This window comes from Micromonospora sp. NPDC093244 (genome assembly GCF_040683695.1).
GTDB lineage: Bacteria > Actinomycetota > Actinomycetes > Mycobacteriales > Micromonosporaceae > Micromonospora.
This window is the reverse complement of the sequence record NZ_JBFBEO010000001.1, coordinates 273,038-292,067: the sequence shown is the minus strand read 5'-3', so window position 1 is coordinate 292,067 and position 19,030 is coordinate 273,038. Positions and strand designations below refer to the sequence as shown.

Annotated in this window: 19 protein-coding genes and 1 tRNA gene; 6 read left to right on the top strand and 14 right to left on the bottom strand. The window is 72.1% G+C overall.

Features of this window, described 5'->3' with window-relative positions:
- Positions 1–11: 11 nt before the first annotated feature.
- The 3 genes from AB0N27_RS01380 to AB0N27_RS01370 form a co-directional block, all read right to left on the bottom strand.
- Positions 12–500, bottom strand: a complete 489-nt coding sequence (locus AB0N27_RS01380) for a GNAT family N-acetyltransferase (RefSeq protein WP_364362445.1) — start codon at positions 498–500, stop codon at positions 12–14.
- A 79-nt stretch (positions 501–579) separates the two neighbouring features.
- A complete protein-coding gene (locus AB0N27_RS01375) occupies positions 580–1,215 on the bottom strand; it encodes an HAD-IA family hydrolase (RefSeq protein ID WP_364362444.1) in 636 nt (211 codons plus the stop codon).
- Between the two features lie 70 nt (positions 1,216–1,285).
- Positions 1,286–1,834: a hypothetical protein gene (locus tag AB0N27_RS01370; protein WP_364362443.1), complete on the bottom strand. Its 549-nt coding sequence runs from the start codon at positions 1,832–1,834 to the stop codon at positions 1,286–1,288.
- 118 nt (positions 1,835–1,952) lie between these two features.
- Between AB0N27_RS01370 and AB0N27_RS01365 the strand changes: the two genes are divergently transcribed.
- The gene (locus tag AB0N27_RS01365; RefSeq protein WP_364362442.1) at positions 1,953–2,873 is read left to right on the top strand and encodes a hypothetical protein; all 921 of its coding nucleotides are present in this window, start codon (positions 1,953–1,955) and stop codon (positions 2,871–2,873) included.
- A gap of 6 nt (positions 2,874–2,879) precedes the next feature.
- Here the strand turns inward: AB0N27_RS01365 and AB0N27_RS01360 are convergent, their stop codons facing one another.
- The 7 genes from AB0N27_RS01360 to AB0N27_RS01330 form a co-directional block, all read right to left on the bottom strand.
- Complete coding sequence (locus AB0N27_RS01360) at positions 2,880–3,431, bottom strand: DinB family protein (RefSeq protein ID WP_364362441.1); 552 nt, start codon at positions 3,429–3,431, stop codon at positions 2,880–2,882.
- Positions 3,432–3,461: 30 nt separating this feature from the next.
- Positions 3,462–3,536, bottom strand: a tRNA-Val gene (locus AB0N27_RS01355).
- Positions 3,537–3,613: 77 nt separating this feature from the next.
- A complete protein-coding gene (locus tag AB0N27_RS01350) occupies positions 3,614–4,078 on the bottom strand; it encodes a peroxiredoxin (protein WP_364362440.1) in 465 nt (154 codons plus the stop codon).
- Between the two features lie 84 nt (positions 4,079–4,162).
- A complete protein-coding gene (locus tag AB0N27_RS01345) occupies positions 4,163–4,600 on the bottom strand; it encodes a DUF3052 domain-containing protein (protein WP_110565654.1) in 438 nt (145 codons plus the stop codon).
- A 112-nt stretch (positions 4,601–4,712) separates the two neighbouring features.
- The gene (locus AB0N27_RS01340; RefSeq protein WP_364362439.1) at positions 4,713–7,283 is read right to left on the bottom strand and encodes a thiamine pyrophosphate-dependent enzyme; all 2,571 of its coding nucleotides are present in this window, start codon (positions 7,281–7,283) and stop codon (positions 4,713–4,715) included.
- A gap of 51 nt (positions 7,284–7,334) precedes the next feature.
- Positions 7,335–7,739: a MarR family winged helix-turn-helix transcriptional regulator gene (locus tag AB0N27_RS01335; protein WP_364365930.1), complete on the bottom strand. Its 405-nt coding sequence runs from the start codon at positions 7,737–7,739 to the stop codon at positions 7,335–7,337.
- A gap of 373 nt (positions 7,740–8,112) precedes the next feature.
- Positions 8,113–8,517 (bottom strand): YjbQ family protein, encoded by a 405-nt coding sequence (locus AB0N27_RS01330; RefSeq protein ID WP_364362438.1) that lies wholly within the window; start codon positions 8,515–8,517, stop codon positions 8,113–8,115.
- Between the two features lie 284 nt (positions 8,518–8,801).
- On the opposite strand from AB0N27_RS01330, the gene aceE reads away from it, so the two are divergent.
- Positions 8,802–11,540 (top strand): pyruvate dehydrogenase (acetyl-transferring), homodimeric type, encoded by a 2,739-nt coding sequence (aceE, locus tag AB0N27_RS01325; RefSeq protein ID WP_364362437.1) that lies wholly within the window; start codon positions 8,802–8,804, stop codon positions 11,538–11,540.
- Positions 11,541–11,654: 114 nt separating this feature from the next.
- Here the strand turns inward: aceE and AB0N27_RS01320 are convergent, their stop codons facing one another.
- Entirely contained in the window at positions 11,655–12,101 is a 447-nt protein-coding gene (locus AB0N27_RS01320; RefSeq protein ID WP_139585931.1) for an SRPBCC family protein, read from the bottom strand.
- A 188-nt stretch (positions 12,102–12,289) separates the two neighbouring features.
- On the opposite strand from AB0N27_RS01320, the gene AB0N27_RS01315 reads away from it, so the two are divergent.
- The 3 genes from AB0N27_RS01315 to gltX all read left to right on the top strand — a co-directional run bounded on the left by AB0N27_RS01315 (position 12,290) and on the right by gltX (position 16,410).
- The gene (locus AB0N27_RS01315) at positions 12,290–13,639 is read left to right on the top strand and encodes a GH1 family beta-glucosidase (RefSeq protein WP_364362436.1); all 1,350 of its coding nucleotides are present in this window, start codon (positions 12,290–12,292) and stop codon (positions 13,637–13,639) included.
- The gene (locus AB0N27_RS01310; RefSeq protein WP_364362435.1) at positions 13,636–14,913 is read left to right on the top strand and encodes an MFS transporter; all 1,278 of its coding nucleotides are present in this window, start codon (positions 13,636–13,638) and stop codon (positions 14,911–14,913) included. Before AB0N27_RS01315 ends, AB0N27_RS01310 begins: the two co-directional genes overlap by 4 nt.
- A gap of 87 nt (positions 14,914–15,000) precedes the next feature.
- On the top strand, positions 15,001–16,410 hold the full coding sequence (gltX, locus tag AB0N27_RS01305) for a glutamate--tRNA ligase (protein WP_364362434.1): 1,410 nt from the start codon (positions 15,001–15,003) through the stop codon (positions 16,408–16,410).
- A gap of 41 nt (positions 16,411–16,451) precedes the next feature.
- Here gltX and AB0N27_RS01300 read toward each other — a convergent pair whose 3' ends face one another.
- On the bottom strand, positions 16,452–17,051 hold the full coding sequence (locus AB0N27_RS01300) for a copper resistance CopC family protein (RefSeq protein ID WP_364362433.1): 600 nt from the start codon (positions 17,049–17,051) through the stop codon (positions 16,452–16,454).
- Positions 17,052–17,305: 254 nt separating this feature from the next.
- Between AB0N27_RS01300 and AB0N27_RS01295 the strand changes: the two genes are divergently transcribed.
- Positions 17,306–17,956 carry a hypothetical protein gene (locus AB0N27_RS01295; protein ID WP_364362432.1) on the top strand — a complete coding sequence of 217 codons (651 nt, stop codon included), beginning with the start codon at positions 17,306–17,308 and terminating at the stop codon, positions 17,954–17,956.
- A gap of 50 nt (positions 17,957–18,006) precedes the next feature.
- On the opposite strand, the gene AB0N27_RS01290 is transcribed toward AB0N27_RS01295, so the two are convergent.
- A complete protein-coding gene (locus tag AB0N27_RS01290) occupies positions 18,007–18,336 on the bottom strand; it encodes a hypothetical protein (RefSeq protein WP_357990314.1) in 330 nt (109 codons plus the stop codon).
- 97 nt (positions 18,337–18,433) lie between these two features.
- Entirely contained in the window at positions 18,434–18,973 is a 540-nt protein-coding gene (locus tag AB0N27_RS01285) for a hypothetical protein (RefSeq protein ID WP_364365927.1), read from the bottom strand.
- Between the last annotated feature and the right edge of the window lie 57 nt (positions 18,974–19,030).

The window sequence follows — 19,030 nt, the reverse complement described above, 5'->3', positions numbered from 1 at the left end:
GACCGACGGGCTCAGCCCGCCGGGTCGATCCGCTTGGCCATCTGCTGGGCGGTGACCTCGAAGCCCAGGCTGCGGTACAGCCCGATCGCCACGGTGTTCGTCCCGAAGACGTTCAGCCCCAGCTCGGTAACGCCGAGTCGGGCCAGTTCGTCCTCCATGAGCTGGATCATCCGGCGTGCGTGGCCGCGTCCCTGGTGCGCCGGATCCACCTCGATGTTGTGGATCCAGGCCCGGCGGGTGTCGGTCGCGCCGGCTGCCCCGGGCAGGGTCACCCAGATCCAGCCGACCTCGGTGTCGCCGACCCGGGCCACCCGCAGCAGGGTCCCCTCGGTGGCCGCGCCCGCGGGCAGCAGCTCTCTCAGCTGGCGTACGGAGTGCTCCAGGGCGGCCTGCGGGGTGAACCCCCGGTGCGTCGCCAGGTCCTCGGCGTACGCCTGCTCCAGCGGCCCGCGCAACCGGGCGAGGTCCTGCTCGGTCATGGGCGTCAACGTCAGCGTCACCCGATCAACCTTTCCAGTCGCCGTCCCGCACCGTCACGCCGGCCGGCCGGCCGGTCGGGCCGGGGCCTACCGCGCGGGCTCAGGGCGCGGCCGGCGCCGACTCCAGCTGGTACGCCAACTGCCCCAGGTCGTCCAGGCGTACGTCGCCGTCGAGCCCTTTCAGCGCGGCCGTCATCGCGCCGGCGGCCCGGCCGGCCTCCAGCCCCACCTCGGCGTCCTCGACGACCAGGCAACGCGCCGGCGACACGTCGAGCAGCGCGGCGGCCCGCAGGTACCCCTCCGGCGCCGGCTTGCCGACGCTGACGTCCTCGACAGTGACCAGCACCGCGGGCTCGATGCCCGCGGCACCGAGACGGACCCTGGCCAGCCGGGCGTCGGCGCTCGTCACCACCGCCCAGGGCATCCCCAGCCGGGCCAGCGTCAGCAGCAGCTCGTGGGCGCCGGGGGTGGCCGTCACGTCGGACAGGTCGTCGTACTGCAACGCGAGCTGGCGTGCCGACGCGGCGGCGACCGCCGCGTCGTCGAGCCCGGGCAGCAGGCGGCGGACGGTCCGGTCGGCGGGACTGCCGTGCGCGATGGCCAGCGCGGCCCTCGGGTCGGTGCCGTACTCGACTGCCCACCGCTCCCAGGCCCGCTCGACTGCGGCGTCGGAGTCGACGAGGGTGCCATCCATGTCGAACAGGACGGCCTCGATACCGGACAGGTCCACGATCATCCTCCCCACCTGCGCTGATCCTCGAGCATAGGCCGAGCGGATCACGGCGCGAACCGACCGCTCGGCGGGGTCACCCGTCGCGGCCCAGCACCGGCCGGACGGCGTCGACGAACGAGATCCGGCGAGTGGTCCGTTGCTCGATCGCGGCGAGCCACAGGTCCCGGTGCCTGTCGCGCAGCGGCGTCGCGGAGCCGTCCCGCTCGTCCCCGAACCGGCGCTGGTCGGCGTACTCGGTCGTGATGCTGGCCAGCACCGACCGGGCCGCCGCCGCGACGTCCGCCGGCCCCTCCAGCAACACCAGGTTGTACGCCTCGTCCACGCCGCGCGTCGCCGAGTACACCTCGTCGTAGCCGGATCCCGGCTCGTCCGCGCCGGCCTGTAGCCATCGCCGGTCCAACTGCCGGTACGCCCGGTCACAGGCGCTCAGGAACCCGACGTACGCGTCGCGGCGCAGCTCGTCCCGACGCGCCGCCCGCGCCTCGGCGCTTTCCAGCCGGGCAACGGCGAGCTGGTGGGCCAGTTGCCGGCGGGTGCTGAACGCGCCGATCAGCCCGGTGAGGGCGGCGGCGGCCAATGTGGACAGTGCGGTGATCAGCGCGACGGCGACGGTGTCCTGCACGCGCCCATCATCGCGTCCACGCTGTCGGCGCGGGCAGGGGGCCTATCGAAACGGGGTCACGTTCCGTACGCGGCCTTGATACAGTCACGGCTCCCCTTGATCAACAAAGGACGTCGCCATGACGGGTGCCGAACCTGCCGAAAGTCCGTCGCCGGACCCCACCCCGGCCGCGGATCCGACTCCGACACCGGACCCGTCGCCCGCCGCGGAGACTCCGACGGCCGCCGAGGCCGCGCCGACCGAGGCCGCCGTGGCCCCCGCGACCCCCGGCTGGGCCGCCCCGCCGTCGCCCACCGGCTCGAACCAGACGACCATCGTCGCCGCCGTGGTCGGAGGCGCAGTGGTCCTCCTGCTCGTGGCATGCCTCGGTCTGGTCGGCGGCATCTTCCTGCTGCGCGGCGACGACACCACCGCGTCCGGTCCGGAGACCACCGCGCCGGTGCGACCCCGCAGCGGCGGCGGCGGTGGCCCGACCGCCAGCGCCGCCCCGACCGCCAGCGCCGCCCCGACCGAGGAACCAGTCGTGCAGGGCCCGCAGGCCAGCGCGTACCCGGCGGAGAAGATCGAGGACCTGAACCGGGTGTGCGACGAGGACATCTACTACCCTGAGCTGCCCAAACGGGCCGGCAAGGCGCCACACCCGGTCGTCCTGCTCCTGTCGGACACCCCTGGGCTGCGCTACAAGGACGACGGCTACTACTACGACCTGGGTCTGTCCAAGAAGGTCGAACAGACGTGGGCGTCGGAGGACCCCCGCTCGGTGCAGATGGTCGCCTGCCTCGATCGGGTCAGCGCCGGCTCCACGATCCGCACCTGCAAGTTCGACGACCCGAAACCGCAGACCCTGACGCTGATGCGGACGAGCTGGCGTCTGCGCGTGTACGAGGCAGCGACAGGCCGCAAGCTGCTGGAGAAGACGATGCCCGGCGACGACCAGAAGTGCCCGTACGTCGTCATGGTCGGCGCCGACAAGAAGATCTACGCCGAGGTCAGCGACCGGGCGGCCATCGCGGCGCTGCGCAACCTCGTCACCAGGTAGCACTGTTCAGCGCGGCGGGTCCTCACCGGTGAGCCCGTCCACCGACTCCCGGATCAGATCGGCGTGCCCGACGTGCCGGGCGTACTCCTCGATCAGGTCCACGAGGATCCGCCGCAGGCTCGGCACCCGACCCTCGGGCCAGTCGCCCCGGGCCAACTGCTCCGGCCCCGCGTCGGCGAGCGCCTCGGCCACCGTCGCCCGGGAGCGGGCCACCGCGTCCCGCCACAGCGCGTACACCTGCTCCGGAGTGTCCTCGGCCGCTGAGCGCCAGTCCCAACCCGGATTCGCGTCCCAGTCGACGGACTCCCACGGCTGCCCCGGTGAACGCCCGCACAGCTTGTACGAGAAGGAGAAGTCCTCCACGAAGGCCAGGTGCTTGAGCAGCCCGCCGAGGGTGATCGACGACGGGCCGAGCGTCGCCCGCAGGCCGGCGGCGTCCAGCCCGCCGGTCTTCCACGCCAGGGTGGCCCGCTGACGGTCCAGGGAGCCCAGCAGGGTGGCTGTCTCGTCGCCCGCGATCGGCGGCTCGGATTGAGCGTTCTCGTCCGCGTACGTCATGGGGTCCGAGGCTAGCGGTCCCGCTGATGATGGTGGGCGCGGCAGGTTTCGAACCTGCGACCCCCCGCTTGTAAGGCGGGTGCTCTCCCACTGAGCTACGCGCCCGGAACGCCCCGTGTGGCGGGCCGGTGGCTGGCAAGCTTACCCGCTTGCCGCCGGCCCGGACGCACGGCGTACCCCGGTCAGATGGCCGTCTCGGCGATGGCCTTGCGCCAGGCCTGCTGGTCGCGGGCCTCGCCCGGGCCGTTCATCTCGGCGAAGCGCACCACGCCGCCGCGGTCGATGACGAAGGTGCCCCGGTTGGCGATGCCGGCGACGTCGTTGAAGACCCCGTACGCCTGGGCGACGCCTCCGTGCGGCCAGAAGTCGGCCAGCAGGGGGAACTGGTAGCCCTCCCGCTCGGCCCAGACCTTGTGGCTGTACACCGAGTCGACGCTGACGGTCAGGACCTGGACGTCGTCGTTCACGTACTGGTCGAGGTTGTCCCGCACCTCGGACAGCTCACCCTGGCAGGTGCCGGTGAAGGCGAGCGGGTAGAAGATCAGCAGCACCGTACGCCGGCCACGGAAGTCGGAGAGCCGGACCTGCTGGTTGTTCTGGTCCTTCAACACGAAATCCGGTGCCTCGGCACCCACCTCGATGGGCATGCGACCTCCCTCGGTCGGGTCAGGGACGGCACCAACCTGCCACACCCGGCGGTACCGACCGCCGGGCGTGTGGGCGGCTGGAGGCTACTTCTTGGCCTTGGCCCCGCGGCGCAGCACCAGGCGGGCGCCGCTCCAGTCCCGGCCGGCGTTGACGGTCGAGGTCTGCTGAAGGCCGGCGGTGGGCGCGGACTCCGCGACCTCGCTCGGCTCGACGTGCCCGTCACGCCCCGCCTTCGGCGTGAGGAGCCACACGACCCCGTTGTCGGCCAGCGGGCCGAGGGCGTCGACGAGAAGCTCGAAGAGATCACCGTCGCCGTCGCGATACCACACCAGCACCGCGTCGACCACCTCGTCGGTGTCCTCGTCGACAAGCTCTCCACAGCGGTCGGTCAGGGCGTCGCGGAGATCCTGGTCGACGTCGTCGTCGTACCCCATCTCCATGACGACCATCCCCGGTTCGATTCCGAACCGGTCCGCCAGGCTGCGTACCCCGTCGGCGGCCTGACCAGCGGTCGCGCTCACTGTCGCGTGCCTCCTCATCTCGTCCCTGCTCGCGGCGTCGGACCGACGCCGTCAGGCAAAGTCCACACACTTGTGCCTCTGCGCGCAAGTGGCGCACCGGGTGGAACGGAATTTACCGTGCCAGCAGCGTACGGGCACCGTCGGTAATGGCTTCCGCGGAGACCAGAACCTGACGTGCTGCCGGACCTAATGGTACAAACGAGTCAACTCCGGCGACTCGACGCGCGGCGCCGACATATCCGGCGTCGACAAGCGCGGCGATGACCCCCTCGCCCACCCCACCGGATCGGCGCGTCTCGTCCACCACCAGCACCCGGCCCGTCGCCGAGGACTCCCGGATGATGTCCGCCACCGGCAGCGGCGCCAACCAGCGCAGGTCCACCACGCGGGTGCCCACCCCCTCCTCGGCGAGGACGGCCGCCGCCCGCAGCGACATCCGCACCCCGTTACCGAAGGTGATGATGGTCAGGTCGTCGGCCGAGCCCACCTGGTAGACCCGCGCGCGGCCGACCGGCACGTGCCCGGCCACCCACGCCCCCGGCTCCGCATAGCCCGCCAACCACTCACCGTCACCGTCGGCGTACAGGTCACGTGTGTGGTAGAGCGCGATCGGCTCCAGGAACACGCAGACGCTGCCGTCCACCGCCGCGCTCGCCAGGCAGGTCCGCAGCATGGGCGCGGCGTCGTCCGGCCGCGCCGGCACCGCGACCACCAGACCCGGCACATCCCGGAGTACGGCCACCGAGTTGTCGTTGTGGAAGTGCCCGCCGAACCCCTCCTGGTACGCCAACCCGGCCACCCGCACCACCATCGGGTTGCGGAACGCGCCCCGCGAGAAGAACTGCATGGTGGCCGCCTCGCCGCGCAGCTGGTCCTCGGCGTTGTGCAGGTACGCCAGGTACTGGATCTCCGGCACCGGCAGCATCCCGGCCAGCCCCGCGCCCAACCCGAGCCCCAGCACCGACGTCTCGTCGAGCAGGGTGTCGAAGACCCGGGCCGCGCCGAACCGGTCGCGCAACCCCTTGGTCACCCCGTACACGCCGCCCTTGGCGGCCACGTCCTCGCCGAAGACGGCCATCTGCGGATGGTCGAGCATCCCGTCGGCGAGCGCCGCGTTGATGCTCTGCGCGAGGGTCAACGGGCCGGCCAGTTCCGGCGGCTTACCGCCGAACGCCTCCTCCCGCGCCGCGGCGCCCGGCCCGCTGGCCCGGGCCGCCGCGTCGGCCACCGCCCGCGCCACCCGCACCGGACGCCGGGGCGCCAGCGCGGCCACCACGTCGGCCGCGGACGCCAGCTTCGGCTCGCCCAACACCTCCTCGGCCAGCCGGCGTACCTGCCAGCCGGTCTCGTCGTACCGGCCCAGCAGTTCCTCCCCGCTTGCCACGCCAGCCTCGGCGAGCAGCCGCGCGGTGGCGACCACCGGATCCCGGGCCAGGTCCTCGGCAAGTTCGGCCGGGCTGCGGTACGCCGACTCCGCGTCGGCGCCGGCGTGCCCCATCAGCCGGACGGTGCGCAGGTGCAGCACGGCCGGCCGCCGATGCCGGCGCACCCAGGCCGCCGCCTCGGTCGCCACCGCGTACGTCTGCACCGGGTCGGCCCCGTCTGCGCTGAAGTAGCGGATGCCCGGCCTGGCCCGCAGCGTCGCCTCCACCCAGCCCTGCGGGGAACGGACGCTGATGCCCAGCCCGTTGTCCTCGCAGACGAAGAGCACCGGAATGCGCAGCCCGGCGTGGTCGTACCAGCCGGCGGTGTTGAACGCGGCGGTGGCGCTCGCGTGGTTGACCGAGGCGTCGCCGAAGGAGCAGACCACGATGGCGTCCGACGGCCACGGGGCGTGCGCGGCACCGGCGCCGCTGCCCACCCGCGCCTCGGTGCCGGTGCGCCGTCCGGCGCTGTCGAGGCGGCGCAGTCGCTCCACGGCCAGTCCCATCCCGACCGCGCGGGGCAGGTGCGAGGCGATGGTGGAGGTGGTCGGTACGACGTTCAGGTCGGCACGACCGAACACCTTGTGCCGGCCGCCGGCGATCGGCTCCTGACTGGACGCGACCATGCCGCGCAGCACATCGCGGGCTGCCTCGGCGTACGGCGCGAACCCGCCGGCGGACGGCGCGGACCCGGCCGGCTCAGGCTCGGTGGCGGGGTCCGGGTCGGTGGCCTGCTGCCCGTCGACGGCCTGCTCACGGTCGGCGGCCTGCTCACGGTCAGCGGTCGGCTGCCCGTCGGCGGCCTGCTGCTCGTCGGTGGCCTGCTGTCGGTCGGCAGCCTGCTTCCCGTCGGCGGCCTGCTCACGGTCGGCGGCCGGTTCGGCGTGGGGGGTGCCGGTCGGCGCGGCGTCGGCGGCGGCCTGGGCCGCCCGCACGCAGTAGAACGCCCCGGAGCGGTAGTGCAGCAACGCCGGATCGGTGGGGCGCAGCGCGGCGGCGACCGCCGCGTTGCCCTCGTGCCCGGCCGAGCCGATGGTGTAGAAACCCTCCCCGAAACTACGCAGCCAACGACCGGCGAGGTCGAGCTGGCGGCTGGTCACCTGCGCGTCGAACAACTCCAGCAGGCGCTCGCCGGTCAGCGGGGCGTCATCGGTGACCGGGTCGGCGGGGTCACGCCTGCGCTGCGCGGCGGGCAGCGCCGCCAGCGTCTCCCGGAACCGGTCGTCGAGATCTTGCGGGGTGGTCACGTCCGACAGCATTACCGACGCGGGCCATGCTCGCCCAGTGGGACACGGCCGGCGCCTCTCCACTCACGCCGGATCGCACGGCTCCGGACAGCCGCCGTCGGACACCTTCCACACCAGGTCACGCAGGGTGGACAGCTCCTGGTCACTCAACCCGGCCAGGAGTCGGGAGTCGGACATCACCTCGATCACCCGGCCCCGAACACCCCGGCCGTCACCGGTCACCACCAGCGTCTTCTGCCTGCGGTCGGCCGGATCGGTACGGCGCTCGACCAGGCCGGCCTGCTCCAGCCGGTCGACAAGCGCCGTCACGTTGGACCGGTCACAGCCCAGCCGATCGGCGAGGTCGCGCGCCGGCAGTGGACGGTCCGGGTCCAGCTCGTGCAGCGCCCGGGCCGTGGCCGGGGTGAGCCCCAACTCGGCGAACGCGGTGCCCTGCCGGTGACGCAGGGAGGCGGTCAGGTGTGCCATCCGGCGCACCACATCGGCCGCGAGGCCGGCCCGGTCCACCGGTCGACCCGCCGCGGAACCCCCCTCCGGTGCCACCGCCACATCGTACGCGCCGCGCCGCGCCGACCGCCCGGATCGACGCTCGGCTCCGGCCGCGCCGCGCAACATCGGTGAAACTGCTGCCTCCGCACGCCCGGAGGCAGCAGTTTCGGGTTAGTTGCGCGGATCGTGGACCGGGACGGTGGCTTGCGCCGCCCGTCCGCCCGCGGCCATGATCGCGCTGGAACACGGAAGTAGTGGCCTCCCGCCGCCCACGACACCACCAGATCCAGGATCGTGCACGATCTTGGCGGGATCGGGCCGCCTCGGCCGAGCCGGGCCGGGCGGCCGGGTGTCAGGCGGGGAGGAACGAGAAGCGGACCTGGCGGGTCGGGTTGTCGCCGTTGGTGTCGACAAGGCAGATGGACTGCCAGGTGCCCAGTGCCAGTCGCCCGTCGAGCACGGGCAGCGTGGCGTACGGCGGGACGAACGCGGGCAGCACGTGGTCGCGGCCGTGGCCGGGTGAGCCGTGCCGGTGCCGCCAGCGGTTGTCGGTGGGCAGCAGCGCGTCGATGGCGGTGAGCAGGTCGTCGTCGGAGCCCGACCCGGTCTCGATGATGGCCAGGCCGGCGGTGGCGTGCGGCACGAAGACGTGCAGCAGGCCGTCGCCCTGGCCGGAGACGAACCCCTGGGCCTCGGCGGTGATGTCCCGGACGGTCGGCCGGGACCCGGTCTGGACGGTGATCACGTCACTGCGCATACGTCGCATTCTGCCGCAGCGCGACCCGCGAGCCACCGCCACCGTGGCCGGAGCCGCCAGCCACCCCCGCACGCCCGGGTCGCCGGAGGAGGTCTGGTGGACCATGACATCGCCCGCACGGGGCGGGGCCGGCGGCGGGCGGGGCGCGGCCGACCGTCGCGCTAAGTTACCGACGGGTACCTGTGTCGCTCATCGCGTCGGGGGGACCTAGACGTGACGACGGGTGCCACCAGGGGGCAGGATGGCGCTAGAGACCTATCCCACACACAACCGAGGGAACGCCTGTGGCTACGGAACGCAAGCGCCCGGTGATCAGCGACGGCCTACCGAGCCAGCTTCCGGACATCGACCCTGACGAGACAAGCGAATGGGTCGAGTCGCTTGATGGTGTCATCGACGAGCGGGGCGCCAAACGCGCCCGCTACGTCATGCTGCGCCTGCTGGAGCGGGCCCGCGAACGCCAGGTCGGGGTGCCGCCCCTGACCACCACCGATTACATCAACACCATCACGCCGGAGCGCGAGCCGTGGTTCCCGGGCGACGAGCACGTCGAGCGGCGGATCCGGGCGTACGTGCGCTGGAACGCGGCAATGCTGGTGCACCGGGCGCAGCGCCCGGAGATCGGCGTGGGTGGGCACATCTCCACCTTCGCCAGCTCGGCGTCGCTGTACGAGGTGGGCTTCAACCACTTCTTCCGGGGCAAGAACCACCCGGGCGGCGGCGACCAGATTTTCTACCAGGGCCACGCCTCCCCCGGCATGTACGCGCGGGCTTTCCTCGAGGGCCGGCTCAGCGAGCACCAGCTCGACGGGTTCCGCCAGGAGCTGTCCCACCCGGGCGGCGGACTGCCGTCGTACCCGCACCCGCGGCTCATGCCGGACTTCTGGGAGTTCCCCACCGTCTCGATGGGTCTCGGCGGCCTGAACGCGATCTACCAGGCCCGGTTCAACAGGTACCTGCAGCACCGCGGCATCAAGGACACCTCGCAGCAGCACGTGTGGGCGTTCCTCGGCGACGGCGAGATGGACGAGCCGGAGACGCTCGGCGCGATCGGCGTGGCCGCCCGCGAGGAACTGGACAACCTCACCTTCGTGATCAACTGCAACCTCCAGCGGTTGGACGGTCCGGTCCGAGGCAACGGCAAGGTCATGCAGGAGCTGGAGGCGTTCTTCCGGGGCGCCGGCTGGAACGTCATCAAGGTGGTCTGGGGCCGCGAGTGGGACCCGCTGCTGGCCGCCGACACCGACGGTGCGCTCGTCAACCTCATGAACACCACGACCGACGGTGACTACCAGACGTACAAGGCGGAGTCCGGCGCGTACGTCCGGGAGCACTTCTTCGGCCGTGACCCGCGTACCCGCAAGATGGTCGACCCGCTGAGCGACGACGAGATCTGGAACCTCAAGCGGGGTGGGCACGACTACCGCAAGCTCTACGCGGCCTACAAGGCGGCCACCGAGCACACCGGTCAGCCCACTGTCATCCTTGCGAAGACGATCAAGGGCTGGACCCTCGGCTCGCACTTCGAGGGCCGCAACGCGACCCACCAGATGAAGAAGCTGACGCTTGAGGACCTGAAGACCTTCCGCGACCGGCTCTACCTGGACATCCCGGACTCGGCGCTGGAGGACAACCCCTACCTGCCGCCGTACTACAACCCGGGTGAGAAGTCCGAGGAGATCCAGTACCTGAAGGAGCGGCGCGAGCAGCTCGGCGGGTACCTGCCGTCGCGACGGACCAGCACCAAGCGGCTGAGCATCCCCGGTCCGGAGCGGTTCGCCGACGTCAAGCGCGGCTCGGGCAAGCAGAAGGTGGCCACCACCATGGCCTTCGTCCGCCTGCTCAAGGACATCATGAAGGACAAGGAGTTCGGCAAGCGCTGGGTGCCGATCATCCCGGACGAGGCCCGTACCTTCGGCCTCGACTCGATCTTCCCGACCGCGAAGATCTACTCGCCGCACGGGCAGCGCTACACCTCGGTCGACCGGGAGCTGTTCCTGTCGTACAAGGAGTCGACGACCGGGCAGATCCTGCACGAGGGCATCAACGAGGCCGGTTCGGTCGCCTCGTTCACCGCCGCGGGCTCGGCGTACGCCACCCACGACGAGCCGATGATCCCGATGTACATCTTCTACTCGATGTTCGGGTTCCAGCGGACCGCCGACGGGCTGTGGGCCGCTGCCGACCAGATGGCGCGGGGCTTCCTGCTCGGCGCGACCGCGGGGCGTACGACGCTCAACGGTGAGGGCCTCCAGCACGAGGACGGCCACTCGCTGCTGATCGCCGCCACCAACCCGGCGGTGGTCGCGTACGACCCGGCGTTCTCCTTCGAGATCGCGCACATCATGGAGAACGGCCTGCACCGGATGTACGGAGACGCGCAGGAGAACGTCTTCTACTACCTGACGGTCTACAACGAGCCGATCCTCCAGCCGGCCGAGCCGGACGGGGTGGACGTGGAGGGCCTGCTCAAGGGCATCTACCGCTACTCGCCGGCGCCGCAGGTCGACGGCCCGAAGGCGAACGTGCTCGCCTCCGGCACCGGTATGCAGTGGGCGCTCAAGGCCCAGCAGCTGCTCGCCCAGGACTGGGGGGTGCCCGCCGACGTGTGGTCGGTGACCTCCTGGACCGAGCTGCGCCGCGACGCGGTGCAGGCCGAGGAGTACAACCTGCTCAACCCGGGCGCCGACGCGAAGGTTCCGTACATCACGCAGAAGCTCGCCGACGCCGACGGGCCGAAGGTCGCGGTCAGCGACTGGATGCGCGCGGTACCGGACCTGATCTCCCGCTGGATACCTGGCGACTACACGTCGCTCGGCACCGACGGGTTCGGCATGTCGGACACCCGGCACGCGCTGCGTCGGCACTTCCACGTCGACGCCGAGTCGATCGTGGTGGCCACGCTGCGGCAGCTCGCCCGCAGCGGCGCGGTGCCGGCCACCGTGCCGGCCGAGGCCGCCAAGAAGTACGCGATCGACGACGTCAACGCCGCGCCGGTCGGGGAGACCGGCGGCGACAGCTGACGTCCCCGCACGACGAGAGGAAGGGCCCGGCGCACCCGCGCCGGGCCCTTTTCGGGTACGACCCGGCCGGCACCGCCCGGGAAGGGCGTCAGCAAGCACCGCCGGGGGCGGACGTCAGCCGACGGCGGCCAGGTCGGTCAGGCGGGCCAGCGAGTCTTCCAGGTCGGCGCCCACCCGGCGCAGGCCGAGGCGCAGCAGGGCCGCCTTGACCGGGCCGGCCGGCCAGCGGACGACGATGAGCCGCACGATGGTCCCGCCCTCCTCCTCGTCGGGAGTGAGCTGGACGTAGATCTCGGTGCGCGCCTCCGCACGGGCACCGGCCCCCTTCGCCCGTTCCCGCCAGCCGATCAGGGTCGGCTCCTGATAGGCGATCACCTCGGCCTCATGCGCCGAACCGCGCCCCGCCTGGACCAACTGCCGCCGCCCGAAGCCCTCTCCGGAGAGCACTTCGGCCGCGCGGACTCCCGCCAGCCAGGCCGGCAACTGCTCGGCCCGCTGGACGACGTCCCAGACCACTTCCATCGGCGCCGCCACGTGCGCACTGCGTTCCACGAGGATCATTTCCGTCTTTCCTCCAGTGAGGACATCCCACGATATCGGCACTCTATGCGCTAAATCGGACTTACCTGGACGGGTTTGGAAAAAGACACGCCGATCAACCATTGCGGAATGCGGCAGCCCGGCCTATGGCGCATTCATCGACAGCGTCCTAGAGTCCCGAGCACGTTTCACATTGACCGGGAGGGCGCATGTCGACCGCACCGATGCCCGAGTTCCCCGCCGGCTTCCGCTGGGGCGTCTCCACGTCCGCCCACCAGATCGAGGGCGCCGCCACGGCCGACGGACGCCTACCGTCCATCTGGGACACCTTCGCGCACTCCCCCGGGCGGATCGGCGACGGCAGCAGCGGCGCCGACGCCTGCGACCACTACCACAGGTATGCCGAGGACGTCGCGCTGATGGCCGGGCTCGGCGTCTCCGCGTACCGGTTCTCCATCGCCTGGCCCCGGGTGCAACCCACCGGCTCCGGCCCGGTCAACGCCGCAGGTCTGGACTTCTACGACCGGCTCGTCGACGAACTGCTGGCCTCCGGCGTCGACCCGGTGGCGACGCTCTACCACTGGGACCTGCCCCAGCCCCTGGAGGACGCAGGCGGCTGGCTGAACCGCGACACCGCCGCCCGTTTCGCCGAGTACGCCGACCTGGCCGCCGGCCGGCTCGGCGACCGGGTGCGACTCTGGATCACCCTGAACGAACCCTTCGTCCATATGAGCATGGGGTACGGCATGGGCGTGCACGCCCCCGGCCGGATGCTGCTCTTCGACGCGTTCGGCGTCGCACACCACCAACTGCTCGGGCACGGGCTCGCGGTAGCCGCGCTGCGCGCCCGCACCACCAGCCCGGTGGCGATCGCCAACAACTACTCGCCGGTGCGGGTGCTCGGCGACAGCGACGCCGACCGCGCCGCCGGGACCGCGTACGAGGCTCTGCACAACCGGCTCTTCACCGACCCGCTGCTCGGGCGGGGCTACCCGGACCTGCCCGGCTTCGACCCTGACCTCGTCCACCCCGGCGACCTCGACACCATCGCCGCGCCGATCGACGTGCTGGGGGTCAACTACTACAACCCCACAGGTGTACGGGCCGCCGAGGAGGGCTCACCGCTCCCGTTCGACCTGGTGCCGCTGGACGGCTACCCGCGTACCGCCTTCGACTGGCCGGTGGCCCCCGACGGGCTGCGCGAGCTGCTCGGCTGGCTCCGGGACACGTACGGCGACGCACTGCCGCCCATCGAGATCACCGAGAGCGGCTGCGCGTACGACGACGTGCCGGACGCCGACGGCCGGGTGGCGGACCCGGAGCGGATCGCGTACCTCGACGGGCACCTGCGCGCCGTCCGCGCCGCCATCGACGACGGGGTGGACGTGCGCGGGTACTTCGTCTGGTCGCTGCTGGACAACTGGGAGTGGGCAGAGGGGTTCACCAAGCGCTTCGGTCTGGTGCACGTCGACTACGCCACCCAGAGGCGTACGCCCAAGTCGTCGTACACCTGGCTGCGGGACGTGATCGCGGCCAGCCGGCCGGGGTCGGCGCGGTGACCACTGTCGACCCGACGCCGGCGGCGCTGCCGGCGGCCCTCGCCGAGCCGACGGTGCCGGTGCGGCGCGGCTGGATCGGCCTGATCTTCGCGGCGAACCTGGGCGTCTGGATGGCGTTCTTCACGCCCATCCAGGTGCTGCTGCCACAGCAGATCGAGCAGATCGCGCCCGGCGACAAGGAGAACATGCTGGCCGTGGTCACCGGCCTGGGCGCGCTGGCAGCGGTGCTCGCCAACCCCCTGGCGGGTGCGCTGTCCGACCGGACCTGCCTGCGGATCGGCGGCCGGGAGTTCGGCAGGCGGCACGTCTGGACGGCGGGCGGGGCGGTGATCGGCGCGGCGGCGCTCGTGCTGCTGGCCCAGCAGCACACCATCCTCGGGGTCGCCCTGGGCTGGGTCGCCGCCCAGGTGTGCTTCAACGCGATGCTTGCCAGCCTCACCGCCGCCATCCCGGACCGGGTACCGGTGACGCAGCGTGGCGGGGTCTCCGGCTGGGTGGGCATCCCGCAGGCGCTCGGGCTGGTGCTCGGCGCGGTGCTGGTCACCGCTGTGGTCACCGGCAACGCGGCAGGCTACCTGGCCATCGCGGTGGCCATCCTGCTGCTGTCACTGCCGTTCGCGCTGTTCACACCCGACGAGCCGCTGCCGCGTACGCACCGGCCGGCGCTGCGCGTCCGGGTGCTGCTGACCTCGATGTGGATCAGCCCGCGCCGGCACCCGGACTTCGCCTGGGCGTGGATCACCCGGTTCCTGGTCCAGCTCGGCAACGCCCTGGGCACCCTCTACCTGCTGTACTTCCTCACCGACGGGGTCCGTTACCCCGACCCCGAGGGTGGCCTGCTGGTGCTGATCCTGCTCTACACGCTCGGCATGATGCTGACCGCCGTGGTCGCCGGCCGGCTCTCCGACCGCTCCGGGCGACGCAAGGTCTATGTGATCACCTCCGGGCTGATCATGGCGGTGGCGGCGCTGCTGCTCGCGATCGCGCCGGTCTGGCCGATGGCGATCGTCGCCGCGCTGCTGCTCGGCGCCGGCTACGGCGTCTACCTCTCGGTCGACGCCGCGCTGATCACCCAGGTGCTCCCCCGGGCCACCGACCGGGCCAAGGACCTCGGCGTGATCAACATCGCCAACTCGGCGCCGCAGGTGCTCGGCCCCGCGCTCTCCGCGCCGCTCGTCGTCCACCTGGGCGGCTACCCGACGCTCTACGCCGTCACCGCCGTGGTCACCCTGCTCGGCAGCGCGCTGGTCGTCAAGATCCGGTCGGTCCCCTGAGCTGTAAGGAAGGGCCCCCTGTACAACACCAGACGATAAGAAGGGGCCCTTCCTTACTCGGTTGTCCGTCGCCGTAGGCTGGGGGACGTGACAGTACGTGTGCGCTTCGCCCCCTCCCCGACCGGTATGTTCCACGTCGGCGGCGCCCGCTCGGCGCTGCAGAACTGGATCTACGCCAAGCAGCAGGGCGGCGTGTTCGTGCTGCGCATCGAGGACACCGACGCGGCGCGCAACAAGCCCGAGTGGACCGAGGGCATCCTCTCCGCGCTGGACTGGATCGGCATCTCCCGGGGCAGCTACGAGGGCCCGCACTTCCAGTCGGAGAACGCCGGCGAGCACCGCGCCGCCGCCGCCCGGCTCTACGAGTCCGGCCGCGCCTACTACTGCGACTGCACCCGCGAGGACGTCCAGGCCCGCACCGGCTCGCAGTACCAGGGCTACGACGGCTACCACCGCGATCTCGGCCTCGGCCCGGGCGAGGGTCGCGCGCTGCGCTTCCGTACGCCCGACGAGGGCCTGACCGTCGTTGTGGACCTGATCCGCGGCGAGCCCACCTTCGAGAACAAGCTCATCGAGGACTTCGTCATCGCCCGGGGCGACGGCTCGCCGGTCTTCCTGCTGGCGAACGTCGTCGACGACATGACCATGGGGATCACGCACGTGATCCGGGCCGAGGAGCACCTGCCCAACACTCCCAAGCAGCAGCTGCTCTGGGACGCCCTCGGAGTCAAGCCGCCGGTCTGGGCGCACGTGCCGGTGGTGGTCAACGAGAAGCGGCAGAAGCTCTCCAAGCGCCGCGACAAGGTGGCCCTGGAGGCGTACCGGGAGGAGGGCTACCTCTCCGGCGCGATGCGCAACTACCTCATGCTGCTCGGCTGGGCGCCCTCCGGCGACCGGGAGATCGTCCCCTGGTCGGTCATCGAGGAGGAGTTTCGGCTGGAGGACGTCAACCCCTCCCCGGCGTTCTTCGACGAGAAGAAGCTGCGCGCGTTCAACGGCGAGTACATCCGCGCGCTGCCGGTGCCCGAGTTCATCGACGCATGCCAGCCGTGGCTGACCGGCACCGGCACCATCGCGCCGCCGCCGTGGCAGCCCGATGAGTACGACGCCGACGCGTTCGCCGCCGTCGCGCCGCTGGCCCAGACCCGGATCGCGGTGCTCAGCGAGATCGTGCCGAACGTCGACTTCCTCTTCCTGGCCTCGCCGCTGATCGACGAGGCGGCCTGGACCAAGACGATGAAGGACGGCTCGGCGGAGCTGCTGGACGAGGCAGTCGCTGCCTTCGAGGCGCTGGAGTCCTGGGACGCCGAGTCGCTGAAGTCGACGCTGGAGGCGGTCGGCACCGCTCGTGGCCTCAAGCTCGGCAAGACGCAGGCGCCGGTCCGGGTCGCGGTCACCGGCCGTACCGTGGGCCTCCCGCTGTTCGAGTCGCTGGAGGTGCTCGGCCGCGAGCGCACCCTGACCCGGATCCGCGCCGCCCGCCTCCGCCTGGTCTGACCCGGCCCGGCCCGGCGCGACGGGGGGCGGGCGGGGCGGGCTCAGCGGGGTTGGCGGCGGCGGAGGATCAGGGCTGCCGTCAGTGCGGCGAGCACCACGAGGCCGCCCAGCGCCCAGAGCCACGGGCGTGCGCCCGAGTCGGGCTGCTCCCCGGCTACCGGGGTCGTGGATAACGTCGGGCTGGCGGGTGCGGCCGAGGCCGGCCCGGCGGAGGGGTTCGCCGCCGGGGGTGATCCGGCAGGGCTCGGCTGGCCGGCGGCCGACGGCGTCGCGGACGGGTCGGCGGCGGTGCCGGTGGTGAGGGTGAACCGCACCTCGCCCCGGACCGGGTGCCCGTCGGCGGAGGCGAGCTGGTAGCCGACGGTGTAGAGCCCCGCGGCGGCCGGCTTGAACGGCACCCGTACCCGGCTGCCGTCGAACGTCGGCTGCCCGCCAGCGACCACATTGTCCGGGCCGGTTACTGTGATCTTCGTCGTAGTCGGCGACGGCCTGGCCAGGAACCGCAGCTCGATCCGGGCGGGTGCCGTCGCCACCCGAGCGCCGTCGCGCGGGTCGCTGCCGGTCAGCTCGTTGTGGGCGGCGGCAGGCGTGGCCGGGGCCAACAACGACACACCGAACGCCACGCCGAAGACCACTGGCACGACCCGTCCCAAACGTGTAACCCTGCCCCCCATGAACCCCTCCGTAAGGGTACGATCCGCCCGCTGATCAAACCGCTCCTCATTAGTCGAGCAGAGATCGCAAATAGTTCCAATTACTTGTTCCACAAGCTGCACGTCATCGACGTTCTGCAAGTCTGTGAGGGTGTGCCCGGCCAACCGGTCGGTGCCGTCACCGGCCGACCGATCCGGGCGTCGCGACGAAAGCCATCCATCGAACGGGGCGAGGAGGCGGGATGGTCCGACAGATGAGGCGGTGGGCCACCGTGCTGGCGGGCACGTTGGCGGCGGCGTTGCTGTCGCTCGGCACCGCCGGTCCGGCCGCCGCGGCACCGGCTCCGGCGCCCGCCGGGGTGGACATCGCCGGCACGGATCTGCCCGAGCCGCTGCGGCTGCGCGCGGACACGCAACCCGACCTCGTGGTCGCGGTCATCGACCAGGTCAACTTCCTCGGCCGCACCGGCGCTCCGACCGGGCCGAAGGCGGCCGACCTCGGTCCGAAGTACACGGTAGTGGTGCTCGTCGGGGACACCCCGAAGCAGACGTACGACCTCTACCCCGATGCGGCCGGCGGTCCCCGGATCTTCCGGCCCGCGAAGCAGCCGGACGGGCACAAGACCAGCGCCGGCTGGTTCCTCGGCCGGCTCAGCATGTCCGAGACGCTGCGCGCCGCCGGGGTGCCACTGGAGCGGCAGTTCGACACCGTCAGCGGTGGTGTGGGCGGCGGCGAGCGGGTCCTTCCGGAGGACACTCTCGATCCGGCCAAGGACCTCGACGAGGCACTCGGCGAGTTGCAGCATCTGCTGCTGCTCAACGTCGCGGTGATGCTGACCATCACGGTCGGCCTCGCCGGGATCGCGCTGCTGATCCGCCGGCGCACCCGCTGAGGTGAACCGCCCGGCGGGTCGGAGCACGCCAGCCGCCGGGCGGCCCCGGGTCAGCACCAGCGGCGCGGCGGGCGCTCCCGGCGGGTGGCCCGCTGACGGGGCCGCACCGGACCGTGCCGGTGGGCCCCGGCCCACCCGGGACGTTCACTGAGGCAACCAGGCGGGACGTCCGACTCCGACTCGGCGAGGGGCGCGGGCTCGGCGGAGCGCTGACGCGGGAGCATGGCCTCGTCGTCGGGGCGGCCGGCGAGCGGCTCGACGGGGTGCGACGGCGTACCGCCCACGGGCCGGCGGTGCTTGGCGGCCGACTGAGGGTCATGGTGCCCCGGCCGGCAGGGCTCGCCCTGGGCGCAGCCGTGTTCGGCCTCCCCGTGCGCCATCCCGGTCTCCTCACGCTCACACTCACCCGCGGGTGCTCCCCCGTGCCCTGCCACCGTACTGGCCGGGGCCGACGGGCCTGCACGGCGTACCCCGCGGTCAGTGCTTCGGGCGGCGCGGGAAGATCGTCTCCCAGACCGGGAACGCGACAAGCCAGATGACGATGGCGACGGTCAGCTTGTGGATCCAGCCCACCAGCTCGCGGGTGCGGTCCGCGTCGTTGACCCAGAGGATCGCGGCGCCGAGCAGGGCACACGCGACGGCCCAGCCGAGCAGCGCCTTGGCCCACTCCCGCCACTCGTGACGGGTACGCGCCCAGCCGTGGCGGGGCGGCCGGACCGGCGGTGGTCCACCGGCGAACCGGTGGGCGAAGCGCTGGTCGGCCCAGCGCACCATCGAGTGCCCGAAGGCCACCGAGAAACCGAGGTAGGCGGCGGCGAGACCGTGGCTGACACCGGCGGTCGCGCCTCGGCGCAGGTCGAGCGCCGACGCGGCGAGCAGGGCGAGGTCCACAAGCGGTACGCAGACCAGCAGCGCCGCCCCGAGCCGGGGCCGCCGCAGCGGATAGCGGGCCACCAGCCCGGCGGCGAGCACCACCCAGAACGCGATCTCGCAGCCGATGATCACAGCGACCAGCACGTCGACCTCCCCCGTCTCACCACAAGCGTCGCCGACCAGGAAGGCGTCGGCCTCGGC

Excerpts from the sequence above, each read along its gene's own strand:
- AB0N27_RS01375 (WP_364362444.1), bottom strand. The coding sequence starts at position 1,215 with ATGATCGTGGACCTGTCCGGTATCGAGGCCGTCCTGTTCGACATGGAT.
- AB0N27_RS01365 (WP_364362442.1), top strand. The coding sequence starts at position 1,953 with ATGACGGGTGCCGAACCTGCCGAAAGTCCGTCGCCGGACCCCACCCCG.
- AB0N27_RS01360 (WP_364362441.1), bottom strand. The coding sequence starts at position 3,431 with ATGACGTACGCGGACGAGAACGCTCAATCCGAGCCGCCGATCGCGGGC.
- AB0N27_RS01350 (WP_364362440.1), bottom strand. The coding sequence starts at position 4,078 with ATGCCCATCGAGGTGGGTGCCGAGGCACCGGATTTCGTGTTGAAGGAC.
- AB0N27_RS01340 (WP_364362439.1), bottom strand. The coding sequence starts at position 7,283 with ATGCTGTCGGACGTGACCACCCCGCAAGATCTCGACGACCGGTTCCGG.
- AB0N27_RS01335 (WP_364365930.1), bottom strand. The coding sequence starts at position 7,739 with ATGGCACACCTGACCGCCTCCCTGCGTCACCGGCAGGGCACCGCGTTC.
- AB0N27_RS01330 (WP_364362438.1), bottom strand. The coding sequence starts at position 8,517 with ATGCGCAGTGACGTGATCACCGTCCAGACCGGGTCCCGGCCGACCGTC.
- AB0N27_RS01320 (WP_139585931.1), bottom strand. The coding sequence starts at position 12,101 with ATGATCCTCGTGGAACGCAGTGCGCACGTGGCGGCGCCGATGGAAGTG.
- AB0N27_RS01315 (WP_364362436.1), top strand. The coding sequence starts at position 12,290 with ATGTCGACCGCACCGATGCCCGAGTTCCCCGCCGGCTTCCGCTGGGGC.
- AB0N27_RS01295 (WP_364362432.1), top strand. The coding sequence starts at position 17,306 with ATGGTCCGACAGATGAGGCGGTGGGCCACCGTGCTGGCGGGCACGTTG.
- AB0N27_RS01290 (WP_357990314.1), bottom strand. The coding sequence starts at position 18,336 with ATGGCGCACGGGGAGGCCGAACACGGCTGCGCCCAGGGCGAGCCCTGC.